A 16,938-nucleotide genomic window follows, 5' to 3' on the forward strand; every position below is an offset into this window, starting at 1 on the left:
ATTGGGGTGGTGGGGTGAAATTCTCTCCCCATCTCCCCATCTCCCTAGCCCCTAAGCTGCTTGTGCAGAAGTTGTTTCAGGGTTTGGTATGTATTTGAGCAAAACACCGCGATCGCCAATGACAAATCCTTGGTCTGGTTGAAAGAAAACAATCTTGTACAAATTAGCAGCTACTTCTTCTACATCACGGTCTTTTTCCCAGGTTTTGCCGCCGTCGGTACTGCGTAGCAAATTACCGCTACCGCCACCTATCCAAATTTCATTGGGCGTGCGGTATGCTAAGTCGAGTAAACCCCAACTAGTGGATAATTCTGGAAATTCTGCTTTTTGCCACTCGTCAACTTTAGTTGGTTCGCTAAACTGGATTTGGCCTCCTCTAGCTAGCATCCACAACTGACCATTATCAAGAAAACCCATATTTTCTACCCGCCGAGAACTATTGCGGTTGTGAGGAACCCAAGCATTTTCCCCTGGTTCCCAAGTCGAGTAGAAATTACCTTTAGCAGAAACGGCAACATATTTGCCATCGGTAGAACGTTCTAAGTTACGCACTACTCCCACCGCTGATTCTACTTGGGCTTTCCAGTTTTTGCCGCCATCTGTGGTTTGATAGATGGCTCCCACATCAGTAGCCAATTCGGCTGTGTTGTCGGCTAGTGCCTTAATGGCAATGGGGTTACCTGGTAGCTTTTCGCTCAGAGGAATCCGCGACCAAGAAGCACCTTCATCATTGGTATGAATTAAAAATCCAGGTTCTCCTGCTATCCACCCTTCTTTACCCAGAAAACTTACTGAGTTAAAGCGATACTTTTGCTCATCTAGTTGCAGTGTTATTGGTTTCCAAGTATCACCTCCGTCTTTGGTTTCCAACAGAGTGGTATTGCTACCTACCAAATATCCATGCTGAGGATTACCAGTAAATGCAATATCCAGCAACTTCTCATTTGTTGGCACAGAAATGATTTTCCAAGGATTGTAGCTAATAGAGGGGACTTTGCTACAACCAATACACATCAGGACTACGAGTAACAAGGCAAATATTCGTTGCCAACTTTTCACAATTGAATGCATCAGTATCTCTTACGATTGATTCTAAATTTGTGTAGGGGTTTTCTAAAAGGTTTACCTTAAAGGCTACAGTTGCTCTACAGACTACAGAATTCAGAACTCAGGACTTAGAACTCAGCACTCAGGATTCAGAATTTAGAACTCATAACTCCTAATTCCTAACTCCTAACTCCTAACTCCTAACTCAGCCCTCCCAAGCGGATGTTATTGTAAGCCGTAGAGACTAAGAAAAAACAAAAAGACAAGAGCCAAAGCACCAAAAATGAGAACATTTTTTTGGGTTGGCGTTAAGCTGTTGACACCCAAACCGTAACCGAGATTTTCTTTAAAGCCAGATGCCGCACCTACAGGCCCGATGTTGGCAAAAGCCGTTTTCTTGGCACTACAAACTGGACAGCGCCAAGTTATCGGCAGTTCTGCAAAGGGTGTTCCTGAAGTAATGTCATGTTTGTCATCTCCCTTTTCGGGTTCGTAAACATAACCGCAGGCGCGACACTCATAGCGGTCTAACACTGAAGTCTCAACAGCTGGTTCGCTCATGGCTAAGGCCTCGCAGAGGAGAAATCTTAAATATACGTTAAAAATTATGACATAACTGTTAGACTTTTCTATCAATACTAAAAACGAATCAAATACCTGAAGTCTATTTGTTTCGTAGATTTCAGAAAAATCAAACGGATATAATGTAAAAGAAATGTAACGCAAATCAAGGGATTGGGCATGGGGCATGGGGTATGGGGAAAGGTAAAGGGGCAAGGGGAAAAGGGGAAAGATTAAATTTATTCCTTTTCCCTTTTCCCGGTTGGTGAGCTTGTCGAACCATTAACCTTTTCCCCTGCCTCAAAAGCCTCCCCTGCTCCCCCTGCTTTCTCATTCCCCAGTCCCTAGTCCAACCAAAATACTTCATAGCGGTAGATACTCATTGTGTTTGTCCTCAGCGGTTACGAGTACTTACTAGGCTTCTTAATTATCTGTAGCCTAGTTCCTGCCTTAGCGCTCTCAGCATCCAAGCTCCTACGACCCAGTGGTTACAGTCCTGAACGGCGTACAACTTATGAATCAGGTATGGAACCCATTGGGGGAGCCTGGATTCAGTTCAATATCCGCTACTACATGTTTGCTCTGGTCTTCGTAGTTTTTGACGTGGAGACTGTATTCTTGTATCCTTGGGCGGTAGCTTTCCACCGTTTGGGGCTATTGGCATTTATTGAAGCGCTAATCTTTATTGCAATTCTTGTAATTGCTTTAGTTTACGCATGGCGTAAAGGAGCTTTGGAATGGTCTTGAATTCTAACTTAATAACCCAGGACAAAGAGCAAATCATCAACCCCATTGAGCGTCCTACTGTCACTCAAGACCTTTCAGAAAATGTCATTTTGACTACGGTTGACGATCTCTACAACTGGGCGCGGCTTTCTAGTTTGTGGCCGCTATTGTTTGGTACAGCTTGCTGCTTTATTGAGTTTGCAGCTTTAATTGGCTCGCGATTTGATTTTGACCGTTTTGGTCTAATTCCTCGTTCTAGCCCCCGTCAAGCCGATTTAATCATTACGGCAGGCACGATTACCATGAAGATGGCACCCCAATTGGTGCGTCTTTACGAACAAATGCCTGAGCCGAAGTATGTAATCGCGATGGGTGCTTGTACGATTACTGGCGGGATGTTCAGTGTTGATTCTCCGACAGCTGTACGCGGAGTTGATAAACTGATTCCTGTGGATGTGTATTTGCCTGGTTGCCCTCCTCGTCCAGAAGCAATTATCGACGCGATTATTAAGCTACGCAAGAAAATCGCCAATGATTCGATGCAAGAGCGGAATAAAATTAAGCAAACTCACCGCTACTACAGCACGACTCATAACCTCAAGCCAGTGGAAGAAATCTTAACTGGTAAGTATTTGCAGTCAGATACTCGCTCTGTACCACCGAAAGAATTGACAGAAGCCATTGGTATGCCTGTACCACCCGCGTTGCTGACAGCAAAGACACAGAAGGAGGAACAAAGCCGTGGCTGAAGAAGAATCTAAACCAGTACCAGCAGCTAAAGAAGATTCATTGGTAGAAGCTGGTAAAGTTTCCCAGTGGTTGACGGAAAATGGTTTTGACCATGAGGTTTTGGCACCAGACAAAAACGGGGTGGAGATAATTAAGGTAGAGCCAGATTTCTTGCTCCCCACCGCTACAGCCCTTTATGCCTATGGGTTTAATTATCTCCAGTTTCAAGGTGGTATTGACCTAGGGCCAGGACAAGAATTGGTGAGCGTGTATCACTTGATTAAAGTCGGTGATAATGCAGATCAGCCTGAAGAAGTCCGCTTAAAGGTATTCCTACCACGAGAAAATCCCAGAGTGCCTTCAGTGTATTGGATTTGGAAGACCGCTGATTGGCAAGAACGCGAGTCTTACGATATGCTCGGCATTATCTATGAAGGACATCCCAATCTCAAGCGAATTTTGATGCCAGAAGATTGGGTGGGTTGGCCTTTGCGGAAAGATTACGTCTCGCCTGATTTCTACGAGTTGCAAGACGCTTATTAATTTAATTAGTGCTGAGTTTAACCAGTGATTAACCCCTTTCCGGTGGCGGAGAGGGGTAATGTTTTTGATGTGCATCTAAAGTTAACTGTTGACTGTTCACAGTTAACAGTCAACCGTCAACCGTCAACAATAATGAAATATTTTCCTTGAAAGTGCGTCAATTACAGTATCAGGTTAATGCAAAATATGAAGTCTTGAACTTACCAACCGCCTTATCATGCTAAATTACTAAAACTTGAAGTTGGGAAACTCCGGTGAAATTCTGGGACTGTGCCGCAGCTGTGATGGGAACGCCTAAGTCAGAATGCCAACTTTCATGTCCTCAGGACATACTCACCGTCTACTCCCTGCGTTGCACGGGGAAGGAGTTCTCAGTTTGGTTTCTGGATTTGCCACTTGTCCTGGCTTGTTTTACGCGACACCCGCCGAAGATGGTATACTGTCTCGGATGAGAATCCCAGGCGGGATGATTAATAGCGAACAGTGTTACACCATCGCAGACATAGCACAAGAGTATGGCGGTGGTTATGTGGATGTGACTAATCGAGCTAACCTACAAGTCCGCGAAATCCGCACTTCCATCGATGCTCAAGTTCTCCAGCACCTACAGGATATGGGACTGGGTTCTCGCAACAGCAATGTAGACCACATCCGCAATATTATGACCAGCCCAACTGCTGGCATCGATCGCCTAGAATTAATAGACACTCGTCCTTTTGTTCGAGGTTGGGATAATTATCTTGCTACACATCCAGCGTTATCAGCACTGTCAGCAAAATTTAGCGTATGTTTTGATGGTGGTGGAATTGTTGGAGTAAGCGATCGCCTAAATGATATCCTATTCGCTGCGGTCTTAGTTGATGGCGATGTTTACTTCCGCCTCCATTTGTGTGTAGGCGCAAACAATCGATTAGCAAACGATACAAAAATTTTGTTAACACCAAATGATTGTTTACCAGTCTTGGCAGCTTTAACAGATGTCTATCTGTATCATACTCAGATAGATAATCAGCGTCGGCTACGTTTAAGAGACTTACTAAATACCTTTGGTTGTGAAAATTATCTTCAGCAAGTCCAGCAACGTTTACCGTTTCCCCTGACTCGAAGTGAAACATGCCCAACTGGACAAAAAATAGATACTAACTTTCAGCATATTGGCATTCATCCCCAACGGCAGCAAGGATTATTTTACATTGGTGTTGTCTTACCTCTTGGACGTTTAGAAAGTCGGCAAATTCGGGGGTTAGCAGATTTAGCAGCAAAATATGGTAGCGGAACTCTCAGGTTAACTCCCTGGCAGAACGTACTCCTGGCAGATATTCCTCAATCAAAGCTTAGCGATGTTCAAAATCAAATTACTCTGTTAGGATTAGATTCCTCAGCCACCAATATCAAGAATTCATTAATTGCTTGTTCTGGTAAGAAAGGTTGTGCCGCTTCTGCCACCGACACCAAAAGTCATGCATTGGCATTGGCAGAATATCTGGAAAATCGCGTCACTCTCGAATACCCAATTAATATCCACTTTACTGGCTGCCAAAAATCCTGCGCCCAACATAGCCAAAGTGAGATTACTCTGCTCGGTGTCAACTTAGAAACAGATAATAAAACCATCGAAGCCTATCATATTTATCTTGGTGACACCAACAGCAACCACAAATTCGGTCGCGAACTATACCAATACGTCACTTTCCCCGAACTACCCTTGTTAATAGAGCAAATTCTACAAACGTATAAATTTGAACGTCAAAACTCCATCTGAAATCTCTAATTCTCTTTACGCCTGGAACGCCTGTGCGTACAAATTCATCACTCCCCGCCATGCCCGACTACATCCGAGACGCCAACGAAATCTACCGCAATTCCTTTGCCATTATCCGTTCAGAAGCCAACCTAGATATCCTGCCATTAGATGTAGCAAAAGTAGCAGTACGTCTGATTCATGCCTGTGGAATGACTGATATCGTCACTGACTTGGGATATTCACCCACAGCAGTGCAATCTGCAAGAACAGCACTAGCAGCAGGAGCGCCGATTCTTTGCGATTGCCGGATGGTTGCTGAAGGTGTAACCAGGCGGCGCTTATCTGCAAACAATCAAGTTATCTGTACCCTGAATTATCCTGAAGTGCCAGATATTGCCAAAAGTCTGAATACTACAAGGTCAGCAGCAGCTTTAGAATTATGGCGATCGCACCTCGAAGGATCGGTAGTAGCCATTGGTAATGCTCCCACTGCCCTGTTCAGATTATTAGAAATGCTGGATGAAAAAGCGCCAAAACCTGCTATTATATTAGGCTTTCCAGTGGGATTTGTTGGCGCGGCCGAATCGAAAGCCGCATTGGCAGCAGATAGCAGAAATGTACCATTTTTAACATTACACGGTCGGCGTGGTGGCAGTGCGATCGCCGCCGCCGCCGTTAACGCCTTGGCAACGGAGGAAGAATAATCATGAATACCAAAGGTCGTCTCTATGGAATTGGTGTTGGGCCGGGCGATCCAGAATTATTGACTCTCAAGGCGCTACGGCTATTGCGTGCGGCTCCAGTGGTAGCTTATCAATCAGCCACAGATCGTGAGAGTATTGCTAGAGGAATTGTGGCGCAGTATCTCACCGGGGATCAAATCGAAGTGTTATTCCACCTTCCCCGCGCCTTAGAACCAGAAAAAGCCAAATCTATTTACGACAAAGAAGTTGAACCAATCGCTGCTCATTTAGCAGCAGGGCGAGATGTGGTGGTGCTTTGTGAGGGCGATCCTTTTTTCTATGGCTCCTTCATGTACCTGTTCACTCGGTTATGTGACGAATACCAAATAGAAGTCGTCCCTGGAGTTTCCTCACTGATGGCTTGTCCGGTAGCTTTAGGCGTACCTTTCACCTACTACAACGACATTCTCACAGTCCTACCTGCACCGCTACCAGCAGAAGAACTCACCACACAATTGTTAATGACGGATGCAGCAGCAATTATGAAACTTGGTCGTCATTTTACCAAAGTGCGCGACATTCTGCACAAATTAGGACTAGCATCGCGGGCAAGATATATTGAACGAGCAACAATGACGCAGCAACGTATTATACCCTTAGATGAAGTAGATCCCGCACAAGTACCGTATTTCGCAATGATTGTGATCCCAACCAAAAATCGACTTTGAAGAAGAATACAGAATTCAGAATTCAGAATTCAGAATCAAGACGCTCTCTACGAGACGCTACGCGTAGCTTGCTTAAGAGCAGGGGTACGCGGACACGGCTTAGCTGGGGGATTCCGACCCGCCATTGATTGTTCGCGTAGCGTCTCCCCTTGGGAGAAGACCACCAAATTGAAAATTTGGTGGGGGAAATAGCGGTCACAACTGGATAATTAATTTTATGACTAAGCTGATTTTACTGGAATAATACCTTTATCAAAAACGCTATTATCAGTAGCGATCGCTTTTATTTCTATTCTATCGGCATACACTTCATAGACTGCAAAACTCAACCTTTCAGCAGAATATTCCGTCCACTCAGAACGCCCCACAGGACGAGTACCCGCACCACCACCAGTAATTAAATAAGTCGTTCCATTAATTGCACGGGTGCGTTCGTAATGATGTTCGTGACCATTGATATAAACTTGAACGCCGTATTTTTGAAACAAGGGAGTAAAAGTTTTAATAAACTCTGGATTACTTCCATATACACCAGAAGCATAAATTGGATGATGACCAAATACAACTTTCCAAGCAGCATTACTGCGACTTAATTCTTTTTCTAACCAAGGTAACTGGTTTTTCCAATCAGCATTACTATTAGTATCTAAAGCAAAAAATTGTACAGTTCCCCGGCGAAATGTATAATATCGTCTGCCGTTCATATTAAAACCGACATACTTCACTTGTGGGTCGCCATTTGCAGTACGAATATCATGATTGCCTAAACAAGCTTGAAATTTAACACCCTGCTTGAGCAAAGCTTGATATGGACGCTCAAAAACTGCACTAATTTTTTCAATTTCGCCGTTATTGTAAATGTTATCTCCAGCTAAAATCACTAAATCATAAGGATTTTGTTTGTGATAAAAATTCATTGCCCCAGCCACAGCGTACTGTCCTTTAGCGCCAGTTCCTGTGTCTGCAACAGATACAAAACGTAATAATAAGTCTTTTTTCGGTGGGTTGGCGGCTATGGCTGTTGTGGAATCGCTAAGATCGGCATTTTGATAATTTTTCTGGCTTAACATCCAGCCTAAAAATCCCGTACCGATAGCACCCAGACTACTTAAAAATAAAAATTGACGGCGTTTGAGGTTCATAAGTCACCAAATTTAATAAATAGTTCGTTTCCAGAGAAGTAATGTGCTTTTGAAGTGATACATTAAGGCAAAAGAGGCAGCACAGTAATAATGTACGTTGTTTGTCTTTGATTCGCTGCTTTTGGTGAAAGTTCCATGTCACAAGACAATCCAAAACCGACCGATGAGCAGGTAACTAAACCTCCCCAAAAACCTTACCAAAGAGTTCAGCCAATTTGGAAGGCTACAATTATCCAAATTCTCAGAGGGACAATTGGGGTTTTAGAAGTAACAGTGGAAAAACTAGAAACAGCGCCCCCAACTGGTGCTGAAGAAACTCCTGGTTTTTTGCAACAGCTTCAGTCGCGCTGGGGTGGACTATTAAGGACAGTCCGCTTATTTTTACCATCAAATTTATCAACAAAGTTATCGGATACAGCTTTAACGGGAATTATTGCTGGAATTGCCATAATTCTTGTTTGGACAACTACAACTATTTTTAGTGGTAAACCAACGGAAGTAGCAACAGTTCCACCAGTGGAAGAAGTTCCCACAGCAACACCAACCATAACCACTCCGCCGGAGTTAGTTACACCAGAACCACAGCCACCAGAAGAAATTACGCCACCGCCAGAAGAAGTTACGCCGCCAGAAGCGCAACAACCACCAGAGGAAATTACGCCATCGCCAGAACCGGAACCGGAACCAGAAGTAATTCCCACGCCAACACCAACACCAACACCAACTATAGAATTGACACCCGAACAAGCCTTAATTGTGGCTATTGAAAATCAGGTAGCCGAAATTAGCGATCGCATCGCCTCCGGTCTGATAAAGTCAATTCAAGCCAACTTCCGCACAAGTAATCTCACCGTCATTATTAGCAACGATTGGTACACTCTCCCAGAATCTCAACAGAATCAACTCGCTGGTGAAATTTTACAACGTTCTCAACAACTTGATTTTACTCATTTAGAAATTCTCGATTCCCAAAACCGCCTGATAGCCCGTAACCCAGTTGTTGGTACTGAAATGGTAATTTTTAAACGGCAAGCAACAAGTTCAACAACTAGTTAAAAATTGGCGTTGCATATTTTGAGAACCAGGATTTTTAGATGGCAATATCTAAATTCTATACCTGATTTGTGCAACGCCCTCAAACCCCAAAATTGTTAAAAAATAAAATGTATAAAATCTGTTTTATCTCACTTTTTGTATTCATTAAAAAATCGATGATAGCCTGTTGCATTATCTACGATATAGGTGTATTTTAGAGATTGACTTTTTCACAAATTACAACAAGGCTCAATTGATATTTATCATTTGCAGCAAAACTTGTGTTGTAAATTTTTATAATCACCTAATTTAAAAGTTGAGCTTCAAGCATTTATGTTAGACAACGTTTCGCTATTGCTCCAAGCTTGTGAAAATTTAAATATCAGCTATGAAATTATTTATCCTGCTGAAAATTTAATTAAAGTAAAATTCGATGATAGATACCATTATTTTTGTAATTATAGTACCCCGTTAATTAATCAAGCAGTAGCAAAAATTTTAAAAGATAAGGAATATACTTATCATATTTTAAATAAAAAACTTAAACTCCCTCAAACAATTGGTTTTCTTTCGCCCTACTGCGATCTTAAATATAAAATGTACTTAAAATTTCCAACTATTGAAGATATTATATTAGAAATTACAGAAAAATTTTCAATACCTGTGATTGTCAAAAGAAACTCTGGTTCCAGCGGACACAATGTGTTTTTATGCCAGAATCAAGATGAAATTAGAAATGCTGTAAAACAAATTTTTGATATCAATAATAATAGATATGATTATATTGCTCTAGCTCAAGAATTCATTAATATAAAATCTGAATATAGAGCAATTTTCTTAAATCAAGAATTAGTTTTACTCTATGAAAAAGATATAAGTAACGCAAATTTTACAGGTAACTTAAGTCCTCTCCACTGGGATGGTGCAAAAGCTCAACATATCAGCGATGCACAAATATTGTCAGAAATTAATAATTTTGCCAGACCAATTTTTGAAGAATTAGATCTTGATTATTGTGGCTTAGATATTGTCTTAGATAAAGATAATCAATATTGGTTAATTGAAATCAATTCTCATCCTAATTACACTATTTTTACCAGAGATAACGGTAAAGAACATGTGTTGAAAGTGTTTGAAAAAATGCTAACAAATTTAGCGTCAAAATAATATTGGGTATGGGGCATGGGGCATAGGGAGATAGGGAGATAGGGAGATAGGGAGACAAGGGAGAACAATTGTTAACTCCTAACTCCTCACTCCAAACTCCAAACTCCTCACTCCAAACTCCTCACTCCAAACTCCAAACTCCAAACTCCAAACTCCAAACTCCTAACTCCAAACTCCTAACTCCAAACTCCAAACTCCTAACTCCTAACTCCTAACTCCAAACTCCTAACTCCTAACTCATAACTCAAGACTCACCACTAACTTTCATTGTCTGAGTTGGTATCCATACAGTAAAAATTGAGCCAACATTCACCGTTGATTCTACTTCGATTCGACCGCGATGGAGTTCTACAAGTTGTTTAGTTAAAGCTAGTCCCAGTCCAGTACCTTCATAGCGGCGGCGATAGGGTGTATCGAGTTGCTGGAATTTCTCAAATAGTAATGGTAATTGTTCTTCAGGAATACCAATTCCGGTGTCTTCGACTTGAAAAATCGCGGTATCGTCTTCTACCCAAAGACGCAAAGTAACACTACCATTTTCGGGAGTGAATTTAATTGCATTAGTTAAAAGATTCCAGAGAATTTGTTCTACTCGTTCGGAGTCAGCGATAAAGCGATCGCGCCTTTGGTCGATTTGCAAATCAAGTTTCAGATTTACTTGTTGGCTGATTGCTTTTTGCCGTAGTGATTCTATAGTTCTTTCGGCAACATTCACTAAAGAAAATTCACAAATATTTAAAGCTGTCTTCCCAGCCTCGATTTGTGATAAATCGAGGATGTCATTAATCATTTCTAATAAATGTTCTCCACTATCATGGATTGTTTGTAGATAATCCCGTTGTCGTTGACTTAATTCACCCAAAGGCCAGCGTAACAACGTCGAAGACATACCAATTACATAAGTTAAAGGCGTGAGTAATTCATGACTGATGGTAGCGAGAAATTCACTTCTGAGGCGGCTAGCAGCTTCGGCGGCCAGTAAGGCGTCCCGTAGCGCCCTTGTACGTTCAATAACTCGTTCTTCCAGCGTTTGTTTTTCTTGGGTGAGGGTTTGCATTAACTCAGCTTGGTGAATAGCGATCGCTAATTGTTCGGCGATGGAACTGAGCAAATTTTTTTCGCTATCAGTCCATTGACGCGGTCGATCGCACTGATGAGCAATTAACAATCCCCAGAGTTTTTCTTCAAAGATAATCGGTGCAGCTAACTTTGCCCGGACTTGGCATTCCCTTAAAAAATTTAACAAACACTCTTCTAAAGCATAAGTTTTTTCCACATCATCCACAGCTAAAGTAAAGCCTTGGCGATACTTTTTCCAACATTGAGAAGTTGGTAAAAAACAATTTCTTTCTCTATAATTCAATACCGATGTAATACCATCTTTACCACGGGCTTCATAGACTACATAACCACGATAATTTTGATATTCTTCTGGTAGAGATTGATTATTTACTGATACAGAAATCGGGGGTCTATGGTTATCGTTATCAGTAGAAAAATTTAAGTTTGGGTTTCCTTTAATTGAGATTTCCGGTTTGATACCACTAGCTAAAATTCCTTCTGTTGTCGCCAGTGCCGTACCATTGAAATTCATACTATCAAACTGGTATTGTTGAGTCTTGACTTGAGAACCCTGAAATTTATAAATTACTAATCTGTCTAATTCTAGAAATTCACGCACTTGTGTAATTGCTGTTGCCATAATCACCGGCAAATCAAGGCTTTTGCGGATCTGCGTTGTTACTTGATTTAACAGCTGTTCTTGGGAAACTTGTTTTTTGAGGGCATCTTCTACTGGTTGACAAATATAAACAGCTGGCCCCATCGCACTGGGAGGTGATATGATTTCTTGGTTTGGCTGAGCTAGAAAATACTCTAATAACAACAGTGTAAATTTACTTTGCAGCGTGGGATCGTTAGGTCTAATAACTTGGCGATAGGTTTCGAGATTTTGGTAAGTATTGGAATCGCACTCAAACAAGTCTCTCAATTCCGATATAAAAGAAGCGATCGCCTCTAAATTAAATGTCAATGTAGCATCTAGTACTGAATCCTCAGTACTGAATTCTGAGTTTTCAGCAGGTACTTGTTCTTGTTCATCCTTGACTGTGGGGGTTAGCGCTAGCGTCTGTGAAAGAGAAGCCAAAGCTACATCTTCCGCCAAATTAGCCACCAACAGCACACTAAACTGCTCAGAAAGGACTACTGTAAACCTCTGCCTTTGCCACTCCACAGGTATGCGAATCGAAGCCAACATAGCTTCTGTCATTACCACAGCTTGACTTCCCAGCGTTTGAGCCATCTGCTCTAACAATTCCCCTAGCCGATTGAAGACAACAACAGGCAAGGTTCGAGAAAGGCTCAAATCTGGAGAACTCAGCATTTTCAATCATTCTGTAAGAGAGGGCTGAATGCAAAGACGAAAGTTTACTTTTCTTAAAAAACTCAGAACTCAGGAACAAAGATAGAGATGCTCCACCAAGGTGTCAGAATTCACGAGAAATCAGAGCTTGAGTCGGTGATGAGTATTAGTGGAAACGTCGTCCCCTTGTGGGCGAAACAAAGTTCAGAATTCTTCATTATTAAAAATCCACACTTTGATGTATGGAGTCTTCTGAATTGGTGAATTCTGACTCCTTTTTTATTGTGTACTAACCAATAGTTTAAGACGGTAATACAAGATTATGCATCGTATTAGTGGCATATCGGGTGGATTCAATCAGTCAGAAAGTTTAATTTTTATAGAGCAAACTCCAGCCACTTTGGTCTTAATTACGGCTGCTGATACCGACATTCAAACCTTGGCCGCTGCCCTTGGCAAATTACCTGCGTCCTTCCCCACATTCAGAGTCGCCAATTTGTTGCAATTGCAGCAACAAATAAGCATAGATACTTACGCAGAGCAGGTTTTAGAACATGCCAAGGTAATAATTCTGCGCCTTTTAGGAGGACGTTCCTACTGGGCTTATGGTTTAGAAGTAGTGCAGGAAATTGTGCAACGTAATGGTACAACCCTTATTGTAATGCCCGGAGACGATAGTCTCGATCCCGACTTAATCTCTCAGTCTACCGCGTCTTTAAGCATTGTTAACCAGGTATGGCAGTATTTTAGCCAAGGCGGCGTAGAAAATTTTGTTCATGCTTTGCAATTTATCGCCGACACCTGTTTGTTAACTGCGTACAATCCTCCACCACCCCAGTGCATTCCACGTGTGGGATTGTATGAATGGGGTATGGGGCATGAGGGAGATGGAGAGACAAGAAAGACAAGGGAGACAAGGGAGCAGGGGAGTAGGGGAGCAGGGGAGATGAGTTTTTCCCCTCTACCCAATGCCCAATGCCCCATACCCAAAGTCGGCATTCTCTTTTACCGCGCCCATTATTTAGCGGGAAATGTCAAGGTAATCGATGCTTTATGTCAAGCATTGGTACAAAAAAATTTACAACCTGTGCCGATTTTTGTTTCCTCTTTGCGCGAAGTGGATGTTCAACTTGAGTTGAGTGAATTTTTTCAACCCAAAGAAGGTCAAGCAATTGCACTGTTGCTGAATACCACAAGTTTTTCTCTAGCAAGGTTGGAGAGCGAGACACCTCAAACCGAACTGTGGGAAAAATTAGATGTGCCTGTATTGCAAGTTATCCTCAGTGGGGGTTCTGTTGAACAGTGGGAGTTACAGTTTAAAGGTCTTTCTCCCCGCGATATTGGGATGAATGTAGCACTACCAGAAGTAGATGGGCGGATTATTACTCGTGCTGTCTCTTTTAAAGCGGTGCAAACTCGTAATTCCGATTTAGAAACAGATGTGGTAGTTTATGAACCAGTGAGCGATCGCATCGAATTCGTTGCTCAACTAGCAGCAAATTGGGTGCGCTTACGTTCCAAACCACCCCAAGAAAGGCGAATTGCCTTAATTTTGGCAAACTACCCCAACCGCAATGGACGCCTAGCTAACGGTGTGGGACTTGATACCCCAGCTAGTTGCTTGAGAATCCTGCAAGCTTTACACCAAGCAGGGTATCAAGTGGAAAATCCACCTACCCAAGGAGATGAGTTGATTCAACGGCTAACATCTGGCATCACCAACGATCCGGAAAGTCGAGAATGGCGTCCGGTGCAACAAAGTCTCTCTTGGACAGAATATCAAGAATATTTCGCTTCTTTGCCAGAACAAGTTAGGCAAGGTATTAGTGAACGGTGGGGAATGGAAGAGGACGCGGAGACTGGGAGACGCGGGGACGCAAAGACAAAAAAAGATATGCATGGGAGAGATCGTGCAGAGAGTTCTTTCCCCGCATCCCCGTGTCCCCGCGTCCCCGCGTCCTCCTTTCCCGTTCCCGGAATTCAACTCGGCAACATCTTTGTCGGAATTCAACCATCAAGGGGTTATGATAATGACCCTAGTTTGAATTATCATGCACCAGATTTAGAACCAACCCATGCTTATTTGGCTTTTTACTATTGGGTTAGAGAATGTTTTGGTGCTGATGCTGTAGTTCATGTGGGCAAACATGGAAATTTAGAATGGCTACCCGGTAAAAGTGTAGCTTTATCGAGTAATTGTTACCCAGAAGTAGCTTTCGGCGCACTTCCCCACCTGTACCCATTTATTGTCAATGACCCTGGTGAAGGTTCCCAAGCCAAACGTCGCGCCCAAGCGGTGATTATAGACCACCTGACGCCGCCCATGACTCGTGCAGAACTTTACGGTTCTTTGCAACAGTTAGAAAATTTAATTGATGAGTATTATGAAGCGGAAAGTTTAGATCCTTCCCGTTTACCAACGATCCGCGATCGCATCCAGGAATTAATTCTTAAAGAAAATTTACATCTCGATTTAGGAATTCAAAACGAAGAAATTTTAAATTCAGAATTATCAATTTTGAATTCATTAGATGGTTATCTTTGCGAACTCAAAGAAGCTCAAATCCGTGATGGCTTACACATTTTTGGGCAATGTCCCCAAGGACAGCAATTAAGAGATTTAATAGTAGCGATCGCCCGCATACCCAATCGCTATTCTGTAGGCATTACCCGCGCCATAGCCCAAGATTGGGGTCTAGACTTCGACCCCCTCACCGCAGACCCATCCATCACTAGCGGTGAATATTCAGTAGTCAATGGCACAGAATGTCGCACCAACGGTGATATTGTTGAAGTCCTAGAACAACACGCAGCGGTGTTAGTAGAACAACTCATCAGCCAGAACTCAGAACTCAGAATTCAGAACTCAGAATTCAGAACTCAGAATTCAGAACTCAACACTCCTAACTCCCCACTCCCCACTCCCAACTCCCCACTCCCCACTCCCAACTCYCCACTCCYMACTCCCAACTCTCCACTCCCACTCCTAACTCCCCACTCCCCACTCCCCACTACCCTAAATTGGATACGCCATCGCTTGCTTCCCGCTTTACAACAAACTCACCAAGAAATCAGCCATTTATTACACGGACTTAATGGCGGATACGTCAAGAGTGCCCCATCTGGCGCACCCACCCGTGGGCGTCCAGAAGTTTTACCAACTGGTAAAAACTTTTACTCTGTTGATATTCGCGCCATTCCCACGGAAACAGCTTGGGATATCGGTAGAAAGGCAGCTGAAAGCCTGATTGAATATTACACCCAAGAACATGGTGAGTATCCAAAAACACTAGGATTATCATTGTGGGGAACTGCCACCATGAGAACTGGAGGCGATGACATTGCTGAAGCCTTGGCTTTACTGGGAGTCAGACCCGTGTGGGATGGTGCAGCAAGGCGAGTTGTGGATTTTGAAATTTTGCCTCTGGCAGTTTTGGGGCGTCCGCGCGTGGATGTGACGTTGCGAATTTCCGGATTCTTTCGGGATGCATTTCCCAACTTAATAGATTTATTCGCTCAAGCAGTGACAGCAGTGGCAAACTTGGATGAACCCCCAGAACAAAATCCCCTGGCCGTTGCAGTTCGCCAAGAGACTGATTTATGGACTCAACAAGGTTTAACTTTAGAAACAGCAAAAGAGCGATCGCTTTATCGCATTTTTGGTTCTCGCCCAGGTGCTTACGGTGCCGGACTCCAAGGTCTAATAGAATCGCAAAACTGGACAGATGACCAAGACCTAGCCCGCGCCTACATCAACTGGAGTTCTTACGCCTATTCCTCAGGAGGGGCAGAGGGAGACAAGGGAGAGGGGGGAGACAAGGAAGAGAGAGGAGAAAATTCTTCCTTGTCCCCCTTGTCCCCCCCCTCTCCCTCATCCCCAGTCCCCACCCCCGAAATCTTCGAGCAACGCCTAGCCCAAATGCAAGTCGTACTCCACAATCAAGACAACCGCGAACACGACCTACTCGATTCTGATGATTATTACCAATTTCAGGGAGGCTTAACTGTTGCGGTGCGTTCTCTACAAGGAAAAAATCCCCAAGTTTATTTTGGGGATCATTCTATACCTGCCCAACCGCGAATCCGCCAACTGAAAGAAGAAATCGCACGGGTGTATCGTTCTCGTGTAGTTAATCCTAAGTGGATTGCCGGAGTTATGCGTCATGGGTATAAAGGTGCTTTTGAAATGGCGGCCACAGTGGACTATTTATTCGCCTATGATGCTACAACTAAATGTGTCGAAGACTATATGTATCAAGGCATTGTACAAGCTTATTTACTCGATCCTGTTGTTTTAAAATTCATTGAGGAAAAGAACCCTGATGCACTGCGTGATATTGCTGAAAGATTATTAGAAGCACACAAGCGCAATTTATGGCAGGATGTAAATATCGGAACATTAGAAACCTTGAGAAACCTAGTACATCAAGCTGAAGCAGTTATCGAAGAAAAATCAATGGTGTAGGAAAAA

Annotated in this window: 13 protein-coding genes and 1 riboswitch; of the genes, 9 read left to right on the forward strand and 4 right to left on the reverse strand. The window is 42.9% G+C overall.

Going from position 1 to position 16,938, the window contains the following annotated elements; all coding sequences use genetic code 11:
• Positions 1 to 51: 51 nt before the first annotated feature.
• Complete coding sequence (locus VF06_RS18285; protein ID WP_099066070.1) at positions 52 to 1,071, reverse strand: photosynthesis system II assembly factor Ycf48; 1,020 nt, start codon at positions 1,069 to 1,071, stop codon at positions 52 to 54.
• A gap of 201 nt (positions 1,072 to 1,272) precedes the next feature.
• The gene (locus VF06_RS18290; protein ID WP_099066069.1) at positions 1,273 to 1,608 is read right to left on the reverse strand and encodes a rubredoxin; all 336 of its coding nucleotides are present in this window, start codon (positions 1,606 to 1,608) and stop codon (positions 1,273 to 1,275) included.
• Positions 1,609 to 1,992: 384 nt separating this feature from the next.
• On the opposite strand from VF06_RS18290, the gene ndhC reads away from it, so the two are divergent.
• The 6 genes from ndhC (at position 1,993) to VF06_RS18325 (ending at position 6,761) form a co-directional block, all read left to right on the forward strand.
• Positions 1,993 to 2,355 carry a photosynthetic/respiratory NAD(P)H-quinone oxidoreductase subunit C gene (gene ndhC, locus VF06_RS18300; protein WP_099066067.1) on the forward strand — a complete coding sequence of 121 codons (363 nt, stop codon included), beginning with the start codon at positions 1,993 to 1,995 and terminating at the stop codon, positions 2,353 to 2,355.
• Positions 2,346 to 3,083, forward strand: a complete 738-nt coding sequence (ndhK, locus tag VF06_RS18305; RefSeq protein WP_099066066.1) for a photosynthetic/respiratory NAD(P)H-quinone oxidoreductase subunit K — start codon at positions 2,346 to 2,348, stop codon at positions 3,081 to 3,083. Before ndhC ends, ndhK begins: the two co-directional genes overlap by 10 nt.
• Positions 3,076 to 3,606, forward strand: coding sequence for an NAD(P)H-quinone oxidoreductase subunit J (locus tag VF06_RS18310; protein WP_099066065.1), 531 nt, complete (start codon positions 3,076 to 3,078; stop codon positions 3,604 to 3,606). Before ndhK ends, VF06_RS18310 begins: the two co-directional genes overlap by 8 nt.
• A gap of 227 nt (positions 3,607 to 3,833) precedes the next feature.
• Positions 3,834 to 3,924: riboswitch (adenosylcobalamin-variant (AdoCbl-variant) riboswitch) on the forward strand.
• A complete protein-coding gene (gene cobG, locus VF06_RS18315; protein ID WP_244918025.1) occupies positions 3,911 to 5,368 on the forward strand; it encodes a precorrin-3B synthase in 1,458 nt (485 codons plus the stop codon). It overlaps the preceding riboswitch by 14 nt.
• Positions 5,369 to 5,427: 59 nt before the next feature.
• Entirely contained in the window at positions 5,428 to 6,054 is a 627-nt protein-coding gene (locus tag VF06_RS18320) for a precorrin-8X methylmutase (protein ID WP_099066063.1), read from the forward strand.
• A 2-nt stretch (positions 6,055 to 6,056) separates the two neighbouring features.
• Positions 6,057 to 6,761: a precorrin-2 C(20)-methyltransferase gene (locus VF06_RS18325; protein ID WP_099066062.1), complete on the forward strand. Its 705-nt coding sequence runs from the start codon at positions 6,057 to 6,059 to the stop codon at positions 6,759 to 6,761.
• Between the two features lie 221 nt (positions 6,762 to 6,982).
• Here VF06_RS18325 and VF06_RS18330 read toward each other — a convergent pair whose 3' ends face one another.
• Positions 6,983 to 7,903 carry a metallophosphoesterase family protein gene (locus tag VF06_RS18330; protein ID WP_099066061.1) on the reverse strand — a complete coding sequence of 307 codons (921 nt, stop codon included), beginning with the start codon at positions 7,901 to 7,903 and terminating at the stop codon, positions 6,983 to 6,985.
• 135 nt (positions 7,904 to 8,038) lie between these two features.
• Here VF06_RS18330 and VF06_RS18335 point away from each other — a divergent pair, with 135 nt between their 5' ends.
• Together VF06_RS18335 and VF06_RS18340 are read left to right on the forward strand one after the other, a co-directional pair.
• The gene (locus VF06_RS18335; RefSeq protein ID WP_099066060.1) at positions 8,039 to 8,959 is read left to right on the forward strand and encodes a hypothetical protein; all 921 of its coding nucleotides are present in this window, start codon (positions 8,039 to 8,041) and stop codon (positions 8,957 to 8,959) included.
• A 312-nt stretch (positions 8,960 to 9,271) separates the two neighbouring features.
• On the forward strand, positions 9,272 to 10,105 hold the full coding sequence (locus VF06_RS18340; protein WP_099066059.1) for an ATP-grasp domain-containing protein: 834 nt from the start codon (positions 9,272 to 9,274) through the stop codon (positions 10,103 to 10,105).
• 244 nt (positions 10,106 to 10,349) lie between these two features.
• On the opposite strand, the gene VF06_RS18345 is transcribed toward VF06_RS18340, so the two are convergent.
• Entirely contained in the window at positions 10,350 to 12,488 is a 2,139-nt protein-coding gene (locus VF06_RS18345; protein WP_099066058.1) for a GAF domain-containing sensor histidine kinase, read from the reverse strand.
• 301 nt (positions 12,489 to 12,789) lie between these two features.
• On the opposite strand from VF06_RS18345, the gene cobN reads away from it, so the two are divergent.
• Entirely contained in the window at positions 12,790 to 16,932 is a 4,143-nt protein-coding gene (gene cobN, locus VF06_RS18350; protein ID WP_099084278.1) for a cobaltochelatase subunit CobN, read from the forward strand.
• Positions 16,933 to 16,938: the final 6 nt, after the last annotated feature.

Source organism: Nostoc linckia z4 (assembly GCF_002608075.1).
Taxonomy (GTDB): Bacteria; Cyanobacteriota; Cyanobacteriia; order Cyanobacteriales; family Nostocaceae; genus Nostoc; species Nostoc linckia.

Bases quoted from the DNA above. Each gene is read 5' to 3' on its own strand.
- VF06_RS18285 (WP_099066070.1), bottom strand. From the start codon at position 1,071: ATGCATTCAATTGTGAAAAGTTGGCAACGAATATTTGCCTTGTTACTC.
- VF06_RS18290 (WP_099066069.1), bottom strand. From the start codon at position 1,608: ATGAGCGAACCAGCTGTTGAGACTTCAGTGTTAGACCGCTATGAGTGT.
- ndhK (WP_099066066.1), top strand. From the start codon at position 2,346: ATGGTCTTGAATTCTAACTTAATAACCCAGGACAAAGAGCAAATCATC.
- cobG (WP_244918025.1), top strand. From the start codon at position 3,911: ATGCCAACTTTCATGTCCTCAGGACATACTCACCGTCTACTCCCTGCG.
- VF06_RS18320 (WP_099066063.1), top strand. From the start codon at position 5,428: ATGCCCGACTACATCCGAGACGCCAACGAAATCTACCGCAATTCCTTT.
- VF06_RS18325 (WP_099066062.1), top strand. From the start codon at position 6,057: ATGAATACCAAAGGTCGTCTCTATGGAATTGGTGTTGGGCCGGGCGAT.
- VF06_RS18330 (WP_099066061.1), bottom strand. From the start codon at position 7,903: ATGAACCTCAAACGCCGTCAATTTTTATTTTTAAGTAGTCTGGGTGCT.
- VF06_RS18335 (WP_099066060.1), top strand. From the start codon at position 8,039: ATGTCACAAGACAATCCAAAACCGACCGATGAGCAGGTAACTAAACCT.
- VF06_RS18340 (WP_099066059.1), top strand. From the start codon at position 9,272: ATGTTAGACAACGTTTCGCTATTGCTCCAAGCTTGTGAAAATTTAAAT.
- VF06_RS18345 (WP_099066058.1), bottom strand. From the start codon at position 12,488: ATGCTGAGTTCTCCAGATTTGAGCCTTTCTCGAACCTTGCCTGTTGTT.